Here is a 19,555-nt window from a genome sequence, read left to right on the forward strand (position 1 = left end):
TGCGGGTGAAGGGACTCGAACCCCCACGTCAAAGACACTAGATCCTAAGTCTAGCGCGTCTGCCAATTCCGCCACACCCGCATGATAAATGGTGTGCCATGAAGGACTCGAACCTTCGACCCTCTGATTAAAAGTCAGATGCTCTACCGACTGAGCTAATGGCACTAAATGATATATATTTGAGAAAAGTGGTGCCGGCGATAGGAGTCGAACCCACGACCTACTGATTACAAGTCAGTTGCTCTACCAACTGAGCTACACCGGCAAGAAAATATATTCTTTTCACTACGTGAAAAAATCATGGTGGAGGATGACGGGATCGAACCGCCGACCCTCTGCTTGTAAGGCAGATGCTCTCCCAGCTGAGCTAATCCTCCGAATATATATAGCCTGGCAACGTCCTACTCTCACAGGGGGACAGCCCCCAACTACCATTGGCGCTGAAGAGCTTAACTTCCGTGTTCGGTATGGGAACGGGTGTGACCTCTTCGCTATCGCCACCAGACTATTAATATTATATAAACTTTTGAAAGAAAATCAAGCATTATTTGCTATATTCCTTCAAAACTAGATAACGTTTTTCTTACCAAGATTCACAAGTGCCGTTCATTGTTTTTTGGGTTAAGTCCTCGATCGATTAGTATTCGTCAGCTCCACATGTCGCCATGCTTCCACCTCGAACCTATCTACCTGATCATCTTTCAGGGATCTTACTTACCGAAGTAAAAGGAAATCTCATCTTGAGGGGGGCTTCATGCTTAGATGCTTTCAGCACTTATCCCGTCCGCACGTAGCTACCCAGCTATGCCTTTGGCAAGACAACTGGTACACCAGCGGTGCGTCCATCCCGGTCCTCTCGTACTAAGGACAGCTCCTCTCAAATTTCCTGCGCCCACGACGGATAGGGACCGAACTGTCTCACGACGTTCTGAACCCAGCTCGCGTACCGCTTTAATGGGCGAACAGCCCAACCCTTGGGACCGACTACAGCCCCAGGATGCGATGAGCCGACATCGAGGTGCCAAACCTCCCCGTCGATGTGGACTCTTGGGGGAGATAAGCCTGTTATCCCCGGGGTAGCTTTTATCCGTTGAGCGATGGCCCTTCCATGCGGAACCACCGGATCACTAAGCCCGACTTTCGTCCCTGCTCGACTTGTAGGTCTCGCAGTCAAGCTCCCTTGTGCCTTTACACTCTGCGAATGATTTCCAACCATTCTGAGGGAACCTTTGGGCGCCTCCGTTACTCTTTAGGAGGCGACCGCCCCAGTCAAACTGCCCACCTGACACTGTCTCCCAGCCCGATAAGGGCTGCGGGTTAGAATTTCAATACAGCCAGGGTAGTATCCCACCGACGCCTCCACCGAAGCTAGCGCTCCGGCTTCTCAGGCTCCTACCTATCCTGTACAAGCTGTACCAAAATTCAATATCAGGCTACAGTAAAGCTCCACGGGGTCTTTCCGTCCTGTCGCGGGTAACCTGCATCTTCACAGGTACTATAATTTCACCGAGTCTCTGGTTGAGACAGTGCCCAGATCGTTACGCCTTTCGTGCGGGTCGGAACTTACCCGACAAGGAATTTCGCTACCTTAGGACCGTTATAGTTACGGCCGCCGTTTACTGGGGCTTCGGTTCAAAGCTTCGCTTGCGCTAACCTCTCCCCTTAACCTTCCAGCACCGGGCAGGCGTCAGCCCCTATACTTCGCCTTACGGCTTCGCAGAGACCTGTGTTTTTGCTAAACAGTCGCCTGGGCCTATTCACTGCGGCTCTCTCGGGCTTTAACACCCTAACAGAGCACCCCTTCTCCCGAAGTTACGGGGTCATTTTGCCGAGTTCCTTAACCAGAGTTCTCTCGCTCACCTTAGGATTCTCTCCTCGCCTACCTGTGTCGGTTTGCGGTACGGGCACCATACTCCTCGCTAGAGGCTTTTCTTGGCAGTGTGAAATCAGGAACTTCGGTACTATATTTCCCTCGCTGTCACAGCTCAGCCTTAATGAGAAGCGGATTTGCCTACTTCTCAGCCTTGCTGCTTAGACGCACATATCCAACAGTGCGCTTACCCTATCCTTCTGCGTCCCCCCATTGCTCAAACGGAGTGGAGGTGGTACAGGAATATCAACCTGTTATCCATCGCCTACGCCTTTCGGCCTCGGCTTAGGTCCCGACTAACCCTGAGCGGACGAGCCTTCCTCAGGAAACCTTAGGCATTCGGTGGAAGGGATTCTCACCCTTCTTTCGCTACTCATACCGGCATTCTCACTTCTAAGCGCTCCACCAGTCCTTCCGGTCTAGCTTCAACGCCCTTAGAACGCTCTCCTACCACTGTTCGCAAGAACAGTCCGCAGCTTCGGTGATACGTTTAGCCCCGGTACATTTTCGGCGCAGAGTCACTCGACCAGTGAGCTATTACGCACTCTTTAAATGGTGGCTGCTTCTAAGCCAACATCCTGGTTGTCTAAGCAACTCCACATCCTTTTCCACTTAACGTATACTTTGGGACCTTAGCTGGCGGTCTGGGCTGTTTCCCTCTTGACTACGGATCTTATCACTCGCAGTCTGACTCCCATAGATAAGTCTTTGGCATTCGGAGTTTGACTGAATTCGGTAATCCGATGAGGACCCCTAGTCCAATCAGTGCTCTACCTCCAAGACTCTAACATATGAGGCTAGCCCTAAAGCTATTTCGGAGAGAACCAGCTATCTCCAGGTTCGATTGGCATTTCACCCCTACCCACACCTCATCCGCTCACTTTTCAACGTGAGTCGGTTCGGGCCTCCATTCAGTGTTACCTGAACTTCACCCTGGACATGGGTAGATCACCTGGTTTCGGGTCTACGACCACGTACTCATTCGCCCTATTCAGACTCGCTTTCGCTACGGCTCCGTCTCATCGACTTAACCTTGCACGGGATCGTAACTCGCCGGTTCATTCTACAAAAGGCACGCTATCACCCATTAACGGGCTCTAACTACTTGTAGGCACACGGTTTCAGGATCTATTTCACTCCCCTTCCGGGGTGCTTTTCACCTTTCCCTCACGGTACTGGTTCACTATCGGTCACTAGGGAGTATTTAGCCTTGGGAGATGGTCCTCCCTGCTTCCGACGGGATTTCTCGTGTCCCGCCGTACTCAGGATCCACTCAGGAGGGAACGAAGTTTCAACTACAGGGTTTTTACCTTCTATGACGGACCTTTCCAGATCGCTTCATTTACCCCGTTCCTTTGTAACTCCATGTTGAGTGTCCTACAACCCCAAGAGGCAAGCCTCTTGGTTTGGGCTAATTCCGTTTCGCTCGCCGCTACTCAGGAAATCGCGTTTGCTTTCTCTTCCTCCGGGTACTAAGATGTTTCAGTTCCCCGGGTCTGCCTTCAGTACCCTATGTATTCAGGTAAAGATACTGCTCCATTACGAGCAGTGGGTTTCCCCATTCGGAAATCTCCGGATCAAAGCTTACTTACAGCTCCCCGAAGCATATCGGTGTTAGTCCCGTCCTTCATCGGCTCCTAGTGCCAAGGCATCCACCGTGCGCCCTTAATAACTTAACCGTTGACAAACTAATTGTCATGTTTTTTCGATATCAGCGATGATATCTTAAAAGAAAATTACTAAGATGAACGATACTTGTGAATGTATCTTGATATTACTTAACGTTATCTAGTTTTCAAGGAACATATTAGAGAGAATGCTCTCTCAAAACTAAACAAAACAAACAGCGTCATATTCCTTAGAAAGGAGGTGATCCAGCCGCACCTTCCGATACGGCTACCTTGTTACGACTTCACCCCAATCATCTGTCCCACCTTAGGCGGCTGGCTCCAAAAGGTTACCCCACCGACTTCGGGTGTTACAAACTCTCGTGGTGTGACGGGCGGTGTGTACAAGGCCCGGAACGTATTCACCGCGGCATGCTGATCCGCGATTACTAGCGATTCCGGCTTCATGCAGGCGAGTTGCAGCCTGCAATCCGAACTGAGAACGGTTTTATGGGATTGGCTCGACCTCGCGGTTTTGCTGCCCTTTGTACCGTCCATTGTAGCACGTGTGTAGCCCAGGTCATAAGGGGCATGATGATTTGACGTCATCCCCACCTTCCTCCGGTTTGTCACCGGCAGTCACCTTAGAGTGCCCAACCTAATGCTGGCAACTAAGATCAAGGGTTGCGCTCGTTGCGGGACTTAACCCAACATCTCACGACACGAGCTGACGACAACCATGCACCACCTGTCACTCTGTCCCCCGAAGGGGAAAGCCCTATCTCTAGGGTTGTCAGAGGATGTCAAGACCTGGTAAGGTTCTTCGCGTTGCTTCGAATTAAACCACATGCTCCACCGCTTGTGCGGGCCCCCGTCAATTCCTTTGAGTTTCAGTCTTGCGACCGTACTCCCCAGGCGGAGTGCTTAATGCGTTAGCTGCAGCACTAAAGGGCGGAAACCCTCTAACACTTAGCACTCATCGTTTACGGCGTGGACTACCAGGGTATCTAATCCTGTTTGCTCCCCACGCTTTCGCGCCTCAGTGTCAGTTACAGACCAGAAAGTCGCCTTCGCCACTGGTGTTCCTCCAAATCTCTACGCATTTCACCGCTACACTTGGAATTCCACTTTCCTCTTCTGCACTCAAGTTCCCCAGTTTCCAATGACCCTCCACGGTTGAGCCGTGGGCTTTCACATCAGACTTAAGAAACCACCTGCGCGCGCTTTACGCCCAATAATTCCGGATAACGCTTGCCACCTACGTATTACCGCGGCTGCTGGCACGTAGTTAGCCGTGGCTTTCTGGTTAGGTACCGTCAAGGTGCGAGCAGTTACTCTCGCACTTGTTCTTCCCTAACAACAGAGCTTTACGACCCGAAGGCCTTCATCACTCACGCGGCGTTGCTCCATCAGACTTTCGTCCATTGTGGAAGATTCCCTACTGCTGCCTCCCGTAGGAGTCTGGGCCGTGTCTCAGTCCCAGTGTGGCCGATCACCCTCTCAGGTCGGCTACGCATCGTCGCCTTGGTGAGCCGTTACCTCACCAACTAGCTAATGCGCCGCGGGCCCATCCTTAAGTGATAGCCGAAACCATCTTTCAATAAGGAACCAGGAGGTTCCTTATATTATCCGGTATTAGCTCCGGTTTCCCGAAGTTATCCCAGTCTCAAGGGCAGGTTGCCCACGTGTTACTCACCCGTCCGCCGCTGACTTACAAAAGCAAGCTTTTGTAAGTCCGCTCGACTTGCATGTATTAGGCACGCCGCCAGCGTTCATCCTGAGCCAGGATCAAACTCTCCAATAAAGAGTTTGAGCTTATGCTCAAATGTTGACTAGCTTATGTTTCTTTTTCGTTCTTTGTTAATCCCTATAAGATTAACGTGGACGCTGTTGTTTTGTTTAGTTTTCAAAGATCATTTTCTAACGCCGTCTCTCTCAAGGCGACTTTATTATCTTACCAAATTCATTAATCTGTGTCAACAACTTTTTTCATTTCTTTTTTGAAGAAACGCTGTCGTTCGTGACAACGTTTATAAATATACCACCGTACAACCCTAAAGGCAATAGCTTTTTGTAATATATTTTACGAAACCTTAATGTTGTAATAATCGCATTATTCTAAGCAGGAATCCAATAGAAATGACAGTGCAAGGCACACTCCAATAATATGATTCTGAGAATGCAAAAAAGGGACTCTTCTCACTGATGAAGAAGAGTCCCTTTACTATTAACGATGTCTCATTTGCGGGAATAATAATACATCCCTAATTGAAGGAGAATTGGTTAAGAGCATCACGATGCGATCTATACCGATTCCGAGTCCACCTGTAGGAGGCATTCCGTATTCTAAAGCTTCAATGAAGTCATGATCCATTTCATGCGCCTCGTCGTTTCCTTGCTCTTTTTCTTTGAGCTGCGCTTCGAATCTCTCTTTTTGATCGATAGGATCATTCAGTTCCGTGAAGGCATTAGCATGCTCACGACCTACAATGAACAATTCAAAGCGATCAGTGAATCGTGGGTCTTCGGCATTTTTCTTTGCAAGTGGGGAGATTTCCACCGGGTGGCCATAGATGAATGTTGGCTGTATCAGTGTTTCTTCCACTTTCTGCTCGAAGAACTCATTCAGGATGTGTCCGAATTGCATATGTTCTGTTACTTGGATGCCGTGTTCTTTTGCAAGGGCATGCGCCTCTTCATCCGTCATTTCCTGCCAGAAGTCTACACCTGTCGCTTCTTTAACTGCGTCAGCCATGTGCAGTCGTTTCCACTGTGGTGTCAAGTCCACCTCGGTATCGGCATACATTACTTTTGTGCTGCCAAGTACTTCTTTGGCAATATGGGCAATCAGATTTTCTGTAAGATTCATAATATCGTTGTAATCCGCATACGCTTCGTACAGTTCAATCATGGTGAATTCCGGGTTATGTCGAGTGGACACACCTTCATTACGGAACACACGTCCGATTTCATAGACCTTCTCCAGTCCCCCGACAATCAGGCGTTTCAAGTGAAGCTCAATGGCAATACGCATATAAAGAGTCATATCCAATGTATTGTGGTGCGTGATGAATGGTCTTGCTGAAGCTCCACCTGCGATAGAGTGCATCATCGGTGTTTCCACTTCAAGGTAACCGTGGTCATCAAGGTAGCGACGCATCGCTTGAATGATTTTGCTTCTTGCGATAAAAGTCTCTTTACTTTCCGGATTGGTAATCAAGTCCAGGTAGCGCTGACGGTAGCGTTGCTCCACGTCTTTTAAGCCATGATATTTTTCAGGAAGTGGACGTAATGCTTTTGTCAGAAGTTCAAACGAAGTAGCTTTAATGGAAAGCTCGCCAACTTTAGTTTTAAAAATCATACCTGTTACTCCAACGATATCTCCGATGTCAGCTGAGTTGAAAATTTCATAGGCATCATCTCCGACCGCGTCTTTACGGATATATAGCTGGATTTGGCCAGTCAGATCTTGAATGTGAGCAAAGCCCGCTTTCCCTTTGCCGCGCTTTGTCATAATGCGGCCAGCAATCGTAACAGAGATTTCTTTTGTATCCAGTTCCTCCTTTTCGATATCTCCGTATTCAGCGATTAGCTGTTTTGAATCGTTTGTACGTTCAAATCTTGTTCCAAATGGATCCAAGCCTTTATCTCGGTGCTTTTGCAGTTTTTCCCGTCTCACCAATAATTGGTCATTCAAGTTTAATTCTTCTTGACTCATCACACTCAACTCCAACCTTCATATTATTCTTTCCTTCTATGTACATGTCATTACATTTCTTTTCTAACACGTTCCATCTATTACTATATCTTATATTTTTACCAACTATAAATAAAGCTAAAACTGCCAGCATCGGACTGGCAGTTTAGAAGGGTAATCTAGGGGTATTATAGGATAGCCTTGTGGGCATGTCAAATTACCTGGATATTCATTTCCTGCTGTTCTTTTTCTTCTACCAAGCTGTCTATCAGACTGACAAGATCTGATCTTGTGTTGCATTCATTGATGGAGTTACGCACTTTCGCGTTTCCACGGATGCCCTTCAGATACCACGCGGCATGCTTGCGCATTTCACGAACGGCAACATTTTCGCCTTTCAGGTCGATCAGACGGTCCAGATGAAGCTTGCACACGTCCATTTTTTCACGAACAGATGGCTCTCCTACCAGCCTGCCGGTTTCAAGGTATTGCACGGTACGGTAGATCATCCATGGGTTGCCAAGCGCGGCACGCCCGATCATCACGCCGTCCACTCCTGTTTCCTCGAGCATCCTTTTCGCATCTTGAGGGTTTCTACATCGCCATTGCCGATTACCGGGATTTTTACGTTTTCTTTTACCTGCTTGATGATGTCCCAATCTGCATGACCTTCATACATCTGGACGCGGGTACGGCCATGTACCGCTACCGCCTGTCCGCCGGCACGCTCCACTGCTTGGGCATTCTCGATGGCATAGATATGTTCCTCGTCCCAGCCAGTACGCATTTTGACTGTAACCGGTTTGTCCACTGCATCTACTACCGCGGAAACCATTTCATAGATTTTGTTCGGATCGAGAAGCCATCTTGCCCCTGCATCACATTTTACGATTTTAGGGACCGGGCATCCCATATTAATATCGATAATGTCAGCGGTCGTATTTTTGTCTACGAATTTCGCCGCTTCTACTAATGTATCTTTTTCTCCTCCAAAAATCTGAAGGCTTAGCGGTTTCTCTCTTTCATCAATGTAGAGCATGCCCATTGTTTTGGCGTTTTTGTAAAGAATGGCTTTGTCGCTGACCATCTCTGCACAAACAAGACCCGCTCCGAATTCTTTGACAGTCAAACGGAACGCTGCGTTGCATACTCCAGCCATCGGTGCCAGTACCACTTGATTTTTCAATGTAATATCACCGATTTTCAACATTAGCTTTTAACCTCCTCTCTTGTTCTTAGTTCTGGTGGTGTTAATTCTTCTAACGGAACCTTCAATTCTGCCGCAATGGCATGAAGGAATTCTTCTTTTGGCATCCGGTTGCCGCGCTCTACTTCTCCCAGTACGGAAACAGATATGTTTAAATTTTTGGCAAAGGCTTCTTGGGTATATCCCTTCAGCTTTCGAAATGCACGGATACGTCTTCCCCATTTTTCGGCTTCCATACGTGTACCCCTTCTCTTTCTTGTAATTCAAGAAGTGCTTGTTTATCTATATTATTGGGAATAGCTGCACTATCCGCAATCTCTATCAGAGGAACCAACACAAAGGCTCTTTCCCACATTCGCGGATGGGGAATAATAAGCTCTTCATTTTCAATATTTTCTTGGTTATACAATAAAATGTCAAGGTCTAAAGTTCTGGGCCCCCATCGAATCTCTCTTTCTCTGCCAAAAAAATGCTCTGTTTCTTGTAGAACCTTTAATAATTCAAGGGGGGCATACGAGGTATTTACTTTAATTACCATGTTCAGAAATTTATCCTGCTCAGTATAGCCGACAGGATCAGTTTCATAAATGGAGGAAGTTTTCTCTACTTCTACTTCCTTATCTTCGTCCAATTTCCTGATCGCGCGGCACAGCATGTCCGCTCGGTCCCCTTGGTTGGACCCCAGTGCAATATAGGAGGTATTGTTCATCTTCGGCTCCTTGTAATTTCCACGGCAACCGATTCATAGTGTCCCGGTATGGGAGGATCCGGCTTGATCGCTTTGACTGTGCAGCGTTCAATAAGAGGAAAGTTGCCCAGCACATCTGCCGCAATTCGTTCCGCAACCGTCTCCACCAATTTGTGGGTTTCCTTTTCCACTACCTGCTGACACGTGCTGTAAAGGTCAGCGTAATTAACCGATTGTGTAAGGTCATCCGATTGTCCGGCATTGGACAGGTCGAGCTCCACAGTTAAATCAATGACAAATCGTTGCCCGAGCTTCGTCTCCTCCGGAAAAACTCCATGGTATCCGTAAAACTTCATCTGATTCACATAGATTTTATCGATGAGTGCTCCCTCCCCTTTGCAGCATGGCATCCATCATTTTGGCCATTCTGGCGATTTCTTTTACATCATGCACCCTAACTATCTGACAGCCCTTCTGTATCCCAAGGCACACTGTCGCCCCTGTACCTGCCATTCTTTCCTGTGGGGGTACATCCAACACATGCCCGATGAAGGATTTTCTCGAGGTTCCAAGCAGAACCGGATACCCTAGACCCGTGAAGTGCTCCAGAGCGTTCATCACATCGAGATTATCCCCTTGTGTTTTTGCAAAACCGATACCCGGATCAAGCACGATATTCTCTTCCTTCACACCGGCCTGCTTGGCAATAGTAATACTCTCATAGAGATCGCTGATCATATCCGGAATAAGCTGAGCATAGTTCCGTTCCTTACGGTTGTGCATCAGTATGATCGGGACCCCGTAAACGGCCGCCACCTTCGCCATATCGGGATCCGCTTTTGCCCCCCATACATCGTTAATGATAGTCGCGCCGGCCTCAATGGCCTGCTTCGCCACTTCGGCTTTATACGTGTCGATGGAGATTGGCACCTTTATTTCTTTTGCCAAGGCGGAAATGATGGGAATGACCCGCTCCAGTTCCTCCTCCACTTCCACATACATGCTGCCGGGCCGAGTGGATTCCCCGCCGATGTCAATAATATTCGCTCCGTGCTTAATCAGCTCCTTGGCGCGTTCCACCGCGACATCTATATGATTGTATTTTCCGCCATCCGAAAAGGAGTCCGGAGTGGCGTTGAGGATTCCCATAATGAGTGTTTTCTCTCCAAGTGGAAGCTCATAGGGGCCGCACGTTAGTTTACTCTGATATAAGTTTGTCTTTGCCATTTTGAATTTCAACCCTCTTTGCCTGTTGATAGGACTGCAGCTGCCTGTTGGTGCTTTCTTTGTAGAGTTCTTTTAGACGGTCGAATAGCGGGTGCCGTATGACTGGAAATTCAACCTCATCCACCCGGGCGATCCGGACCATTTCCTGTGTAGAATTGGTCACAAACACTTCCTCACTGCCCAGAAGATCGTCTTTCGTAAAAGTGCCCTCTTCCACTTTGACTCCAAGCAGCGATGCCAAGTGGATCACATATTGCCTTGTCACCCCATTCAGGATTCCCGTGGAAATACTTGGAGTGTATAGGGTATTGTTCTTCACCCAAAAAACATTGGATACGATCCCCTCGGAGACGTACCCCTCTCTAGTAAGGAAGATCCCCTCTGCATCAGCATGCTTGGCGATCTCCCGTTTTCCTAAGAGATTATTAAGGTAGTGGTGCGATTTAAGACGAACAGATCCCTCCGGGGTATTGCGGGGAATCTGCAAAAATACAGCTCTTCTTCCTTCATCCTGAACCGGGGCTACAGGTCTCGTGAATAGAAGGGTGGAGGGCTTTGTATAGGTTTCATTGGGCAGTCCCCAATTACTGATGCCCGCAGTGACGTTCAAACGAAGGACACCGTCGGTCAGACCGTTTCTTTCTAGGGCCATCCCGATTAATTGCTGGAGGGACTTATCATCCTCTTCCCATTCAATATAGACGGACGATAGACCTTCTCTTAATCTGTTCAAATGATCCTGGAAAAGAAATGGTGATCCTTGATAGGTCCGAAATGTTTCAAAAAGCCCTACACCATATAAAAATCCATGGTCCATGACAGGAATGCTCGTATTTTCGAGCGGCTGCCACGAACCATCCTTGTAGACAATCATGCTACACCTTCTTTGCGGAATAGGTATCGATAAAGTTGCGCAACAATTCCTTGCCGACAGAAGTCATGATGGATTCCGGATGGAACTGCACCCCTTCGATTGGCAGCTCTTTGTGGCGGATTGCCATTATTTCATCCTGGTCCGTCCATGCCGTGATTTCAAAGCAATCGGGCAATGTTTCTTTTTTTACAATCAAGGAATGGTATCTTGTTGCCGTAAAAGGATTGGCAAGGGTACGGAAGATGGTTTTCTCATCATGGTGCATTTCCGAGGTTTTCCCGTGCATCAGCCTTTCCGCCCGAACGACATCACCGCCAAATACCTGGGCAATGGACTGATGTCCAAGGCAGACGCCAAAGATCGGTTTTTTCCCCGCAAAATGCCGGATTACCTCCAAGGATATACCCGCTTCGTTGGGTGAACATGGGCCGGGCGATATCATCAGAAACTCCGGGTCCATTTCCTCTATTTCTTCTATCGTAATTTCATCGTTTCTTTTTACAACAAGTTCTTCACCAAGCTCCCCCAAGTACTGTACAAGGTTGTACGTGAAGGAATCGTAATTATCAATCATTAAAATCATACTCTCACCTCAGCTCGTAATTTTTGCTCTTCTTCGCTCAACTCTTTTGCCTTCCAAAGCGCTGCCGCTTTTTTCAGGGACTCTTTGTATTCTCTTTTTGGAACAGAGTCAACTACCACTCCCGCTCCCGCTTGCACATAGGCCATTCCATCTTTTGCAATCATCGTACGGATAGAAATGTTCAGTTCCATGTCTCCATCAAAACCGATCCAGCCTATAGAACCAGTATAAACAGAACGCCTTACCGGCTCAAGTTCTTCAATGATCTCCATCGTCCGAACCTTAGGTGCACCCGTAATGGTTCCACCCGGAAACGTAGCTTCAATGATATCATCCACATCTTTATCCTGCGCAAGTACTCCTTGCACATTGGAAACGATATGCATCACATGCGAATATTTCTCTATCGCCATAAATTCATTCACTTCCACTGTACCGTACTGACACACTCTTCCAAGGTCATTGCGCTCCAGATCCACCAGCATCACGTGCTCCGCGCGCTCCTTTTCATTTTCGATCAGTTCCTTGGCAAGCAGCAGATCTTCCGCATCCGTCTTTCCGCGAGAACGAGTCCCGGCTATCGGTCTTGTACTTACTACCTCGCCTTTTTTCTTCACTAAAAGCTCAGGAGATCCACTTACAAGCTGGAACTCGGGAAAATGCAAATAGCCCATATATGGAGAAGGATTTATTTTTCTTAAAGCAGTATAGATCTCCATTGGATGAGTGAAAAGCGGTTCCGCTTGCCTTACGGAAAGGTTCACCTGGAATACATCTCCTTGTGCAATATACTCCTGCACCTTCTCCACCGCTACCATGAAAGATTCTTCCGTAAAGGAAACCTCCCTTTTCAAGGAATTGCTGACAGACTCAAAAGGATATGTGACAGATACAGCCTGTTTGCTCCACGCGTTTTGGTACCTATCGAGCATTTCCTCAGCAGAGGCTTCTTCTCCCTCCTTTACATGGACAACCATGTAGAGCGACTTCTCCTCTTTATCATAAACGAACACATCGTCAAACAGCAGGAAATACAAGTCCGGTATGGCAAGATCGTCTTCGGAAATAGAAGGAAGGTCTTCAATGAACCGCACACAATCATAGGTCAAATAACCGATGGCACCACCCGTGAAATCAGGAAAGCCTTCCAGCCTTCTAGTGGTTCTGTCTGACACAAACTCTTTCAGCCTCTTCAAAGGATGACCGTTCACTATATGTTTGTTCCCATCCTTATCCGTGATTTCAAGCGTTGTATCTTTACCTTTCAGGGAAGCTACCGGGTCCAGGCCCATGATACAATACCTTCCTCCACGACCACTTTCCAAAAGAATATGATAGGGTTTATTTTTAGCCAACACTTTATATCGGGTAAACCATTCATTCTCTCCCAAGGCTATCTTACGTCCAACAGGTACTTTTTGCATTCTTGCTGTCACGCTCCTAACTTGCATATTACCTATATTCTACATGAAACTTGTCGATTATTGCACTTCTATAGTCCAATAAAAGAGAAAGTATGTTGCTCATGACCGTAAAAAATCGGCTTTTGGATTTTTTACAGAGGTAAACGTCACATTATTAAAAAAGTGAATTATTTTATACAATGAAAAAAGAACGGTTTTAGGTAAATTTACGTGCCTATGTTTTATTCGTCAAACCAACAATTTCGGCGAACACCATAAAAAAAGGAAAACAGTACGGACCCTGTTTTCCTTTAACATTTCCTATTCTTCAAATTGATATAACGCCGTACTCAAATAGCGTTCCCCATTACTCGGGATAACCGCCAGCACTTTTTTGCCCTTCCCTAGCTCCTTGGCCACTTTCAATGCTGCAAAAATGGCAGCTCCAGAGGATATTCCTCCTAAAATGCCTTCTGCTTTTGCAGCAAGACGGGCATATTCGAAGGCTTCCTCATTTTTGACCGTTATGACTTGATCATAGATTTCCGTATCAAGGATGGAAGGAACAAATCCTGCTCCGATCCCCTGAATTTTATGCGGCCCTGGTTTCCCGCCGGATAGCACCGGGGAATCGGTTGGCTCCACCGCTACAATCTTGATGCCAGGATAAGCTTCCTTCAGCACTTCCCCTGCACCGGTAATTGTTCCGCCTGTTCCAATACCGGAAACGAAAGCATCCAGATGATCACCCATCTGCTCCACAATTTCTTTCCCTGTGGTTTTGCGATGAATTTCCGGGTTTGCTTTATTATTAAACTGTTGTGGCATGAAAAGATCTTTTTCCTTGGAGATGGCCTCCGCTTTTCGGATGGCACCGCCCATACCTTCTGCACCTGGTGTCAGTACCAGTTCTGCTCCATAAGCACGCAGAAGGTTGCGTCGCTCCAAGCTCATAGTATCAGGCATAACCAAAATTGCCTTAAGCCCTTTAGCCGCTGCCACCATCGCTAAACCGATCCCTGTGTTTCCACTCGTAGGTTCAATAATGGTATCGCCCTCTTTCAGCGTTCCCTCTTCTATTGCCGCATCAATCATCGCTAAAGCAATCCGGTCCTTCACGCTGCTTCCCGGGTTCATGAATTCTAGCTTCAGGTAGACATCCGCCATATCCTCTTCAACGATTCTATTCAGTTTTACTATAGGTGTTTGACCGATTAACTCTTCAATGGAATTTGCAACTCGTACCACTTGAACTCCCCCATTCAATTAAAGCTTAGTGTTTTTGTCGGAATTACTTCCATTTAACACCATTTAGTCTGAATTGTCAATTTATTTGCATCGACGAAATATGCATCCCTATTGGGCGGAAGGTTGATTCCATTCCACTCCTACCTCTTCCCAAAAAATAGATGGGTCCGCCGTTCCTTCCATATGCTCCAAAGCAAGCTGACGTCTGATCTGGTCTTTCACTTCCTTAAAGGAATATGTAACCCCTTCGACCTTTTCATGCAAATACAAGACCACATATTGTCCATCTACAGAAATGGCATCACTCCAAGAAGCATCTTTCATTCCTTGTGCCTCTTCAAGATAGGCGCTTGGGTACATTTCTGTTTTTGCAGTCAGGAAACCTAGGTCGCCTCCCTGATTTGCTGTAAGCTCATCCGTTGAAACTTCCATCGCAAGGGAGGAGAAACTTGAACCGCCTTTAAGGTCTTTAATCACGGCCTCCGCTTCTTTTTTTGTCTCCACTACAATGTGCGAAAGGTGAAATGCTTCGTCCAAGGCGAATGTCTCTTTGTTTTGTTCATAGTAGGATTCCATTTCTTCTTCCGGAATGGTTACATCCTTTACAAGCAATTCCTCTAAAAGCAGGCTCGATTTGATCTGCTGCTTCACTACTTCTTCTGATGAATTCTGAAGCATCGGGGAACGGGTGTACATGGTCTTGATCATGTTCCATTCCCTCTCCACTGCTTCATCCGACACGGTTACCTTATATTTTTTCGCCATCTGCTTGACAACCTCTTGGTTTACCAACGTCCGTGAAACTTCATCTCCATACATCTTTTCAAGCTCCTGGAGCAATGCTTTTCTGGTGATTGGCGTATCACCGACAGTGGCAACTACATTATCATTGCCATTAACGAATGCCGCCGCTTCTGATGCCTCTTTCAGCGAAAAGGATTGCTTGGCTAAGAATGCCAGGGTCAAACAGTTGATAATGACGAGTCCAAAAATTATATTCCATAACCATTTTCTCTTTAAATGCCCCTTTTGCTGCATCTATGTCACCTAACCTTTAACTTGCTCTCTCATACTTTCTAGCTCTTCCTTGGAGAATTTATAGGATGAATTGCAGAAATGGCACATAGCCTCAGCTTGTCCCTCTTCTTCTATGATTTCCGTGATTTCCTTCTCCCCTAATGAGATGATTGCACGTTCAAACCGTTCCTTGGAACATTGACATTTAAATTCCACCGGTAACGTCTCCAGGAACTTCAGATTTTCCGCTCCGAGAATCTCCATCAGAAGTTCTTCCGGCGTAAGTCCTTTTTCTATCAACTTCGAAACTGGAGTCATATTGTTTATCTTTTCTTCAATCACCGTGATGGTTTCTTCTGATGTACCTGGCATCAATTGAATGATGAAACCGCCTGACGCAAGAATCGAGTTATCCGGATTTACCAGCACCCCTACTCCCACTGCAGATGGAACTTGCTCAGAGGAGACCAGATAATAGGTGAAGTCCTCACCAAGTTCTCCCGAAATCAATTCTGTCTGGCCGGAAAAATGCTCTCTTAGACCTAGGTCTTTAACGATAGAAAGATTTCCGTTTGTCCCCACCGCACGCGCAACATCCAACTTACCCTGTTGATTCAAATCAAAATGCGTTTGTGGATTGGTCACATACCCTCTTACCTGTCCTTTTGCGTTGCTGTCCACTAGGATGACCCCAATTGGACCACCACCATCAATCTTTACGGTAAGCTTGTTTTCCCCTTTAAGCATTGCTCCTAGCATAACAGAAGCGGACATCGCTCTTCCTAGTGCAGCAGAAGCGGTTGGCCAGGTTTGATGGCGTTTTTGAGCCTCTGATACGGTGTCTGTTGTTCTTACTGAATACGCACGGACTTGCCCTTCAAAGGCGAGTGCTTTAACAAGATAGTCTGACATTGATGTTGCTCCTTTCTAATTTCAATCTTCTTTTGTGTTCTTTGTATAGATCAAATGCAATCCTTTAAGCGTTAAAAACGGGTCGACAATATCGATGACATCCGATTCATTTCCGATAAGGGAAGCAAGTCCACCAGTTGCGATAACTTTAGGAAGAATAGGAGACTGACGTTTCATCCGCTCCACAATTCCCTCCACTTGGCCTACATACCCAAAAAGGATACCTGCCTGCATGGCACTTACTGTATTTTTCCCTATTACACCTTCAGGTCGCGCTATCTCAATCCTTGGCAGCTTTGAAGCTCTGGAATAAAGGGCTTCCGTTGAAATGCTGATACCCGGTGCGATGGCCCCGCCCATATATTGCTTGTCCTCATTGATATAGCAATAGGTGGTAGCTGTTCCAAAATCCACAATGACCAACGGGCTGCCGTAAAGGTGGATACCCGCTACCGCATTTACGATACGGTCTGCCCCGACCTCTCTCGGATTTTCATATTTTATGTTCAAGCCTGTTTTTATCCCAGGACCGACTACTAACGGTTTTAAATGAAAGTATTTCTGGCACATTCTTTCAAGAGAGAACATGATTGGCGGTACTACAGACGAAATGATAATTCCTTCAAAATCTTTGAAGGAAAGGCCGACATGCTCAAGGAGGGATTTGATGATCATCCCAAATTCATCCTCGGTCTTGTTCCGACTCGTTTCCACTCTCCAATGATGCTTTAACTCTTCTCCTTCGTATACACCAATAACAGTATTTGTATTCCCAACATCCAAGACAAATATCATTATAATCCCCACTTTACTAACTATTTACATGGCTACATCATACCACACAACGCCTTATTCAATCCCAGAAAAAATACTTATTCCGTGGGAAATACACAAATCGACAAAACTCTCTATAAAAATGCTCTGTTTAACACCGCTGTTGATTTCCGCACTAGGCGCAGCGACCCAAGGGACAAGGAAAACTTCGGCAGCGATACATCGCACGAAGAAAATGCTCGCATTTTCGAGGAGACTTCGCCTATTGCTCCAATCAACAGCTAGTATACACAATAACTGCATTTTTGTTTTAACATAGCCACAAAAAAAGATGCCTGAGCCCAGGCATCTTTTTGTTATTCTTTCTTATCGTCCGTTGTATCTAATTTGTCCGCGTCTTTTTTAGTGTTGATGTTCACTTTTACATCATCTTGGCCATTTGCTGGTGTTAAAGGAAGTTCTGGTAGTTTCCCTTTTTCCACAAGGCTCTTGATTTGATCTGCATCAAGTGTTTCAACCTCTAGTAGAGTCTGAGCAACCAGCTCAAGCTTATCGCGGTTTTCAGTCAGGATTTGTTTTGCACGTTCATACGATTCTTTGATGAAACGCTGAATTTCTGTATCGATCTGGTGTGCAATGGCATCGCTGTAGTTCTGCTCGTTTTGGATATCGCGCCCAAGGAACACTTGGCCGCCTGAATTCTGGCCGAACTGTAACGGTCCAAGCTTTTCGCTCATCCCGTACTCTGTTACCATTTTTCGGGCAATGGCAGTTGCGCGTTGGAAATCGTTATGCGCCCCTGTACTCGCTTCTCCAAATACCAATTCTTCTGCTACACGACCACCTAACAATCCGACAATCTTGTCTAACAGCTCCGGCTTTGTCATGAAATAGCGATCTTCTTTTGGAAGCATCACTGCATAACCGCCAGCTTGCCCGCGAGGAACGATGGTGACTTTGTGTACCATATCCGCTTCATCAAGAACGACACCAATAATGGTATGGCCGGCTTCGTGATAAGCGACAATATTTCGCTCCTTCTTGGAAATGACTCTGCTCTTTTTCGCTGGACCAGCGATGACACGATCAATTGCTTCATCAATATCAAGCATATCGATTTTCTTTTTGTCATGTCTTGCTGCCACTAACGCAGCTTCATTTAACAGGTTTTCCAAGTCGGCACCCGAAAAACCAGGTGTGCGCATCGCGATTGTTTTCATATTAATGTTGTCATCTAAAGGTTTGTTGCGGGCATGTACTTGAAGTACTGCTTCACGACCCTTTAGATCTGGGCGGTCCACCGTAATCTGACGGTCAAAACGTCCAGGACGCAGTAGTGCTGGATCAAGAATATCCGGTCGGTTTGTTGCAGCGACAATGATGATACCCTCATTGGCACCGAAACCGTCCATCTCAACCAGCAATTGGTTAAGGGTTTGCTCACGCTCATCGTGACCTCCACCCAGACCTGCTCCACGTTGACGACCTACTGCATCAATTTCATCGATAAAGATGATACAAGGTGCATTTTTCTTTGCGTTTTCGAAAAGGTCACGCACACGTGATGCACCGACCCCGACGAACATTTCCACAAAGTCAGATCCACTGATGGAGAAGAATGGTACGCCAGCTTCACCGGCTACCGCTCTTGCAAGCAATGTTTTACCAGTACCCGGAGGACCTACCAACAGGACCCCTTTAGGAATGCGGGCACCAAGCTCAGAGAATTTTCGAGGATCCTTAAGGAACTCTACAACCTCTACAAGCTCTTGCTTTTCTTCGTCAGCACCGGCAACATCTTTGAATTTGACCTTTTTCTTTTCCTCGCTATATAGCTTCGCCTTACTTTTACCAAAGTTCATCACTCGGCTTCCGCCGCCTTGTGCTTGATTGAGCAAGAAGAAGAATAGGATGAAAATGATGACAAAAGGAATGATGGAAGTAAAGAAGGTTACCCACCCGCTTGTTTCTTCCGCTTTTTCCACGTTCATGACAATGTTATTTGTTTCAGCAATGGTTTCCACACGTTCTAAAGCACTTGGACTATTCGGGACAGCCGTGACAAAAGTCTTGCCCTCTTCTGCACCTTTAATTTTCCCGCGCACCTCGTAGACGGAACGAGTAGGCTGTATGGAAAACTCTTCTACTTTATTCTCTTCAAGATTTTGGATGAATGTATTATAGGTGATCGGGTCTTCTTTCGAATTAGGGCTGTTAAAGAAGCTCACTACCCCAATGACCACTAGAAATATCAGCAAATAAAATATGGTGTTTCGAAATATTCTGTTCATCCCTTACCTCCTCCCACGATAGACAAACTAAACCAATAGTATCATAGAAAATTAATCCAATTCAAGAAATCAGGTTTTTTGTGTTTATTCTTGGCTGTTTTCGCATACATTGTTGCTTTTGACGTATCCAACTTAAACACGTAATATTATTCACTTT

At 46.5% G+C, this 19,555-nt stretch carries 12 protein-coding genes, 4 tRNA genes, 3 rRNA genes and 2 pseudogenes; all 21 read right to left on the reverse strand.

Annotated elements, in window-relative coordinates; all coding sequences use genetic code 11:
* Nucleotides 1-81: transfer RNA gene (locus tag ABN702_RS19835), tRNA-Leu, on the reverse strand.
* 8 nt (nucleotides 82-89) lie between these two features.
* Nucleotides 90-165 (reverse strand) — tRNA-Lys (locus tag ABN702_RS19840).
* Nucleotides 166-189: 24 nt separating this feature from the next.
* Nucleotides 190-265: transfer RNA gene (locus ABN702_RS19845), tRNA-Thr, on the reverse strand.
* A gap of 36 nt (nucleotides 266-301) precedes the next feature.
* Nucleotides 302-377: transfer RNA gene (locus ABN702_RS19850), tRNA-Val, on the reverse strand.
* Nucleotides 378-388: 11 nt separating this feature from the next.
* Nucleotides 389-505 (reverse strand): 5S ribosomal RNA (gene rrf / locus ABN702_RS19855).
* Nucleotides 506-617: 112 nt separating this feature from the next.
* Nucleotides 618-3,549 (reverse strand): 23S ribosomal RNA (locus ABN702_RS19860).
* 183 nt (nucleotides 3,550-3,732) lie between these two features.
* Nucleotides 3,733-5,281: ribosomal RNA gene (locus tag ABN702_RS19865) — 16S ribosomal RNA — on the reverse strand.
* The 16S, 23S and 5S rRNA genes sit together here with 4 tRNA genes alongside, the layout of an rRNA operon.
* Nucleotides 5,282-5,704: 423 nt before the next feature.
* Nucleotides 5,705-7,195, reverse strand: coding sequence for a lysine--tRNA ligase (gene lysS / locus ABN702_RS19870; RefSeq protein WP_417898377.1), 1,491 nt, complete (start codon nucleotides 7,193-7,195; stop codon nucleotides 5,705-5,707).
* A 305-nt stretch (nucleotides 7,196-7,500) separates the two neighbouring features.
* A pseudogene (gene dusB / locus ABN702_RS19875) lies at nucleotides 7,501-8,384 on the reverse strand (tRNA dihydrouridine synthase DusB); the annotation flags it as partial.
* Nucleotides 8,384-8,617 (reverse strand): helix-turn-helix domain-containing protein, encoded by a 234-nt coding sequence (locus ABN702_RS19880; protein ID WP_386645675.1) that lies wholly within the window; start codon nucleotides 8,615-8,617, stop codon nucleotides 8,384-8,386. The pseudogene dusB and the gene ABN702_RS19880, both read right to left, overlap by 1 nt.
* The gene (gene folK / locus ABN702_RS19885; RefSeq protein WP_417898378.1) at nucleotides 8,569-9,090 is read right to left on the reverse strand and encodes a 2-amino-4-hydroxy-6-hydroxymethyldihydropteridine diphosphokinase; all 522 of its coding nucleotides are present in this window, start codon (nucleotides 9,088-9,090) and stop codon (nucleotides 8,569-8,571) included. Before folK ends, ABN702_RS19880 begins: the two co-directional genes overlap by 49 nt.
* Nucleotides 9,087-9,449 (reverse strand): dihydroneopterin aldolase, encoded by a 363-nt coding sequence (folB, locus tag ABN702_RS19890; RefSeq protein WP_417900980.1) that lies wholly within the window; start codon nucleotides 9,447-9,449, stop codon nucleotides 9,087-9,089. Before folB ends, folK begins: the two co-directional genes overlap by 4 nt.
* Nucleotides 9,442-10,296, reverse strand: a complete 855-nt coding sequence (gene folP / locus ABN702_RS19895; protein ID WP_417898379.1) for a dihydropteroate synthase — start codon at nucleotides 10,294-10,296, stop codon at nucleotides 9,442-9,444. The genes folB and folP overlap by 8 nt, the downstream gene beginning before the upstream one ends.
* Nucleotides 10,268-11,170 (reverse strand): aminodeoxychorismate lyase, encoded by a 903-nt coding sequence (pabC, locus tag ABN702_RS19900; protein ID WP_417898380.1) that lies wholly within the window; start codon nucleotides 11,168-11,170, stop codon nucleotides 10,268-10,270. Before pabC ends, folP begins: the two co-directional genes overlap by 29 nt.
* Nucleotides 11,167-11,753 (reverse strand): annotated as a pseudogene (pabA, locus tag ABN702_RS19905) (aminodeoxychorismate/anthranilate synthase component II). The gene pabC and the pseudogene pabA overlap by 4 nt, the downstream one beginning before the upstream one ends.
* Nucleotides 11,750-13,177: an anthranilate synthase component I family protein gene (locus ABN702_RS19910; RefSeq protein ID WP_417898381.1), complete on the reverse strand. Its 1,428-nt coding sequence runs from the start codon at nucleotides 13,175-13,177 to the stop codon at nucleotides 11,750-11,752. Before ABN702_RS19910 ends, pabA begins: the two are co-directional and overlap by 4 nt.
* Before the next feature lie 300 nt (nucleotides 13,178-13,477).
* Nucleotides 13,478-14,404, reverse strand: coding sequence for a cysteine synthase A (gene cysK / locus ABN702_RS19915; protein WP_417898382.1), 927 nt, complete (start codon nucleotides 14,402-14,404; stop codon nucleotides 13,478-13,480).
* A 108-nt stretch (nucleotides 14,405-14,512) separates the two neighbouring features.
* Nucleotides 14,513-15,442, reverse strand: a complete 930-nt coding sequence (locus ABN702_RS19920; protein ID WP_417898383.1) for a peptidyl-prolyl cis-trans isomerase — start codon at nucleotides 15,440-15,442, stop codon at nucleotides 14,513-14,515.
* Nucleotides 15,443-15,451: 9 nt separating this feature from the next.
* The gene (hslO, locus tag ABN702_RS19925) at nucleotides 15,452-16,333 is read right to left on the reverse strand and encodes an Hsp33 family molecular chaperone HslO (protein ID WP_417898384.1); all 882 of its coding nucleotides are present in this window, start codon (nucleotides 16,331-16,333) and stop codon (nucleotides 15,452-15,454) included.
* Between the two features lie 21 nt (nucleotides 16,334-16,354).
* Complete coding sequence (locus ABN702_RS19930) at nucleotides 16,355-17,128, reverse strand: type III pantothenate kinase (RefSeq protein WP_417898385.1); 774 nt, start codon at nucleotides 17,126-17,128, stop codon at nucleotides 16,355-16,357.
* A gap of 335 nt (nucleotides 17,129-17,463) precedes the next feature.
* Nucleotides 17,464-19,398: an ATP-dependent zinc metalloprotease FtsH gene (gene ftsH / locus ABN702_RS19935; RefSeq protein ID WP_417898386.1), complete on the reverse strand. Its 1,935-nt coding sequence runs from the start codon at nucleotides 19,396-19,398 to the stop codon at nucleotides 17,464-17,466.
* Between the last annotated feature and the right edge of the window lie 157 nt (nucleotides 19,399-19,555).

This window comes from Bacillus haimaensis (assembly GCF_048270625.1).
Classification (GTDB): Bacteria; Bacillota; Bacilli; order Bacillales; family Bacillaceae_I; genus Sutcliffiella_A; species Sutcliffiella_A haimaensis.

Excerpts from the sequence above, each read along its gene's own strand:
- lysS (WP_417898377.1), bottom strand. The coding sequence starts at position 7,195 with ATGAGTCAAGAAGAATTAAACTTGAATGACCAATTATTGGTGAGACGG.
- ABN702_RS19880 (WP_386645675.1), bottom strand. The coding sequence starts at position 8,617 with ATGGAAGCCGAAAAATGGGGAAGACGTATCCGTGCATTTCGAAAGCTG.
- folK (WP_417898378.1), bottom strand. The coding sequence starts at position 9,090 with ATGAACAATACCTCCTATATTGCACTGGGGTCCAACCAAGGGGACCGA.
- folP (WP_417898379.1), bottom strand. The coding sequence starts at position 10,296 with ATGGCAAAGACAAACTTATATCAGAGTAAACTAACGTGCGGCCCCTAT.
- pabC (WP_417898380.1), bottom strand. The coding sequence starts at position 11,170 with ATGATTGTCTACAAGGATGGTTCGTGGCAGCCGCTCGAAAATACGAGC.
- ABN702_RS19910 (WP_417898381.1), bottom strand. The coding sequence starts at position 13,177 with ATGCAAAAAGTACCTGTTGGACGTAAGATAGCCTTGGGAGAGAATGAA.
- ABN702_RS19920 (WP_417898383.1), bottom strand. The coding sequence starts at position 15,442 with ATGCAGCAAAAGGGGCATTTAAAGAGAAAATGGTTATGGAATATAATT.
- hslO (WP_417898384.1), bottom strand. The coding sequence starts at position 16,333 with ATGTCAGACTATCTTGTTAAAGCACTCGCCTTTGAAGGGCAAGTCCGT.
- ABN702_RS19930 (WP_417898385.1), bottom strand. The coding sequence starts at position 17,128 with ATGATATTTGTCTTGGATGTTGGGAATACAAATACTGTTATTGGTGTA.
- ftsH (WP_417898386.1), bottom strand. The coding sequence starts at position 19,398 with ATGAACAGAATATTTCGAAACACCATATTTTATTTGCTGATATTTCTA.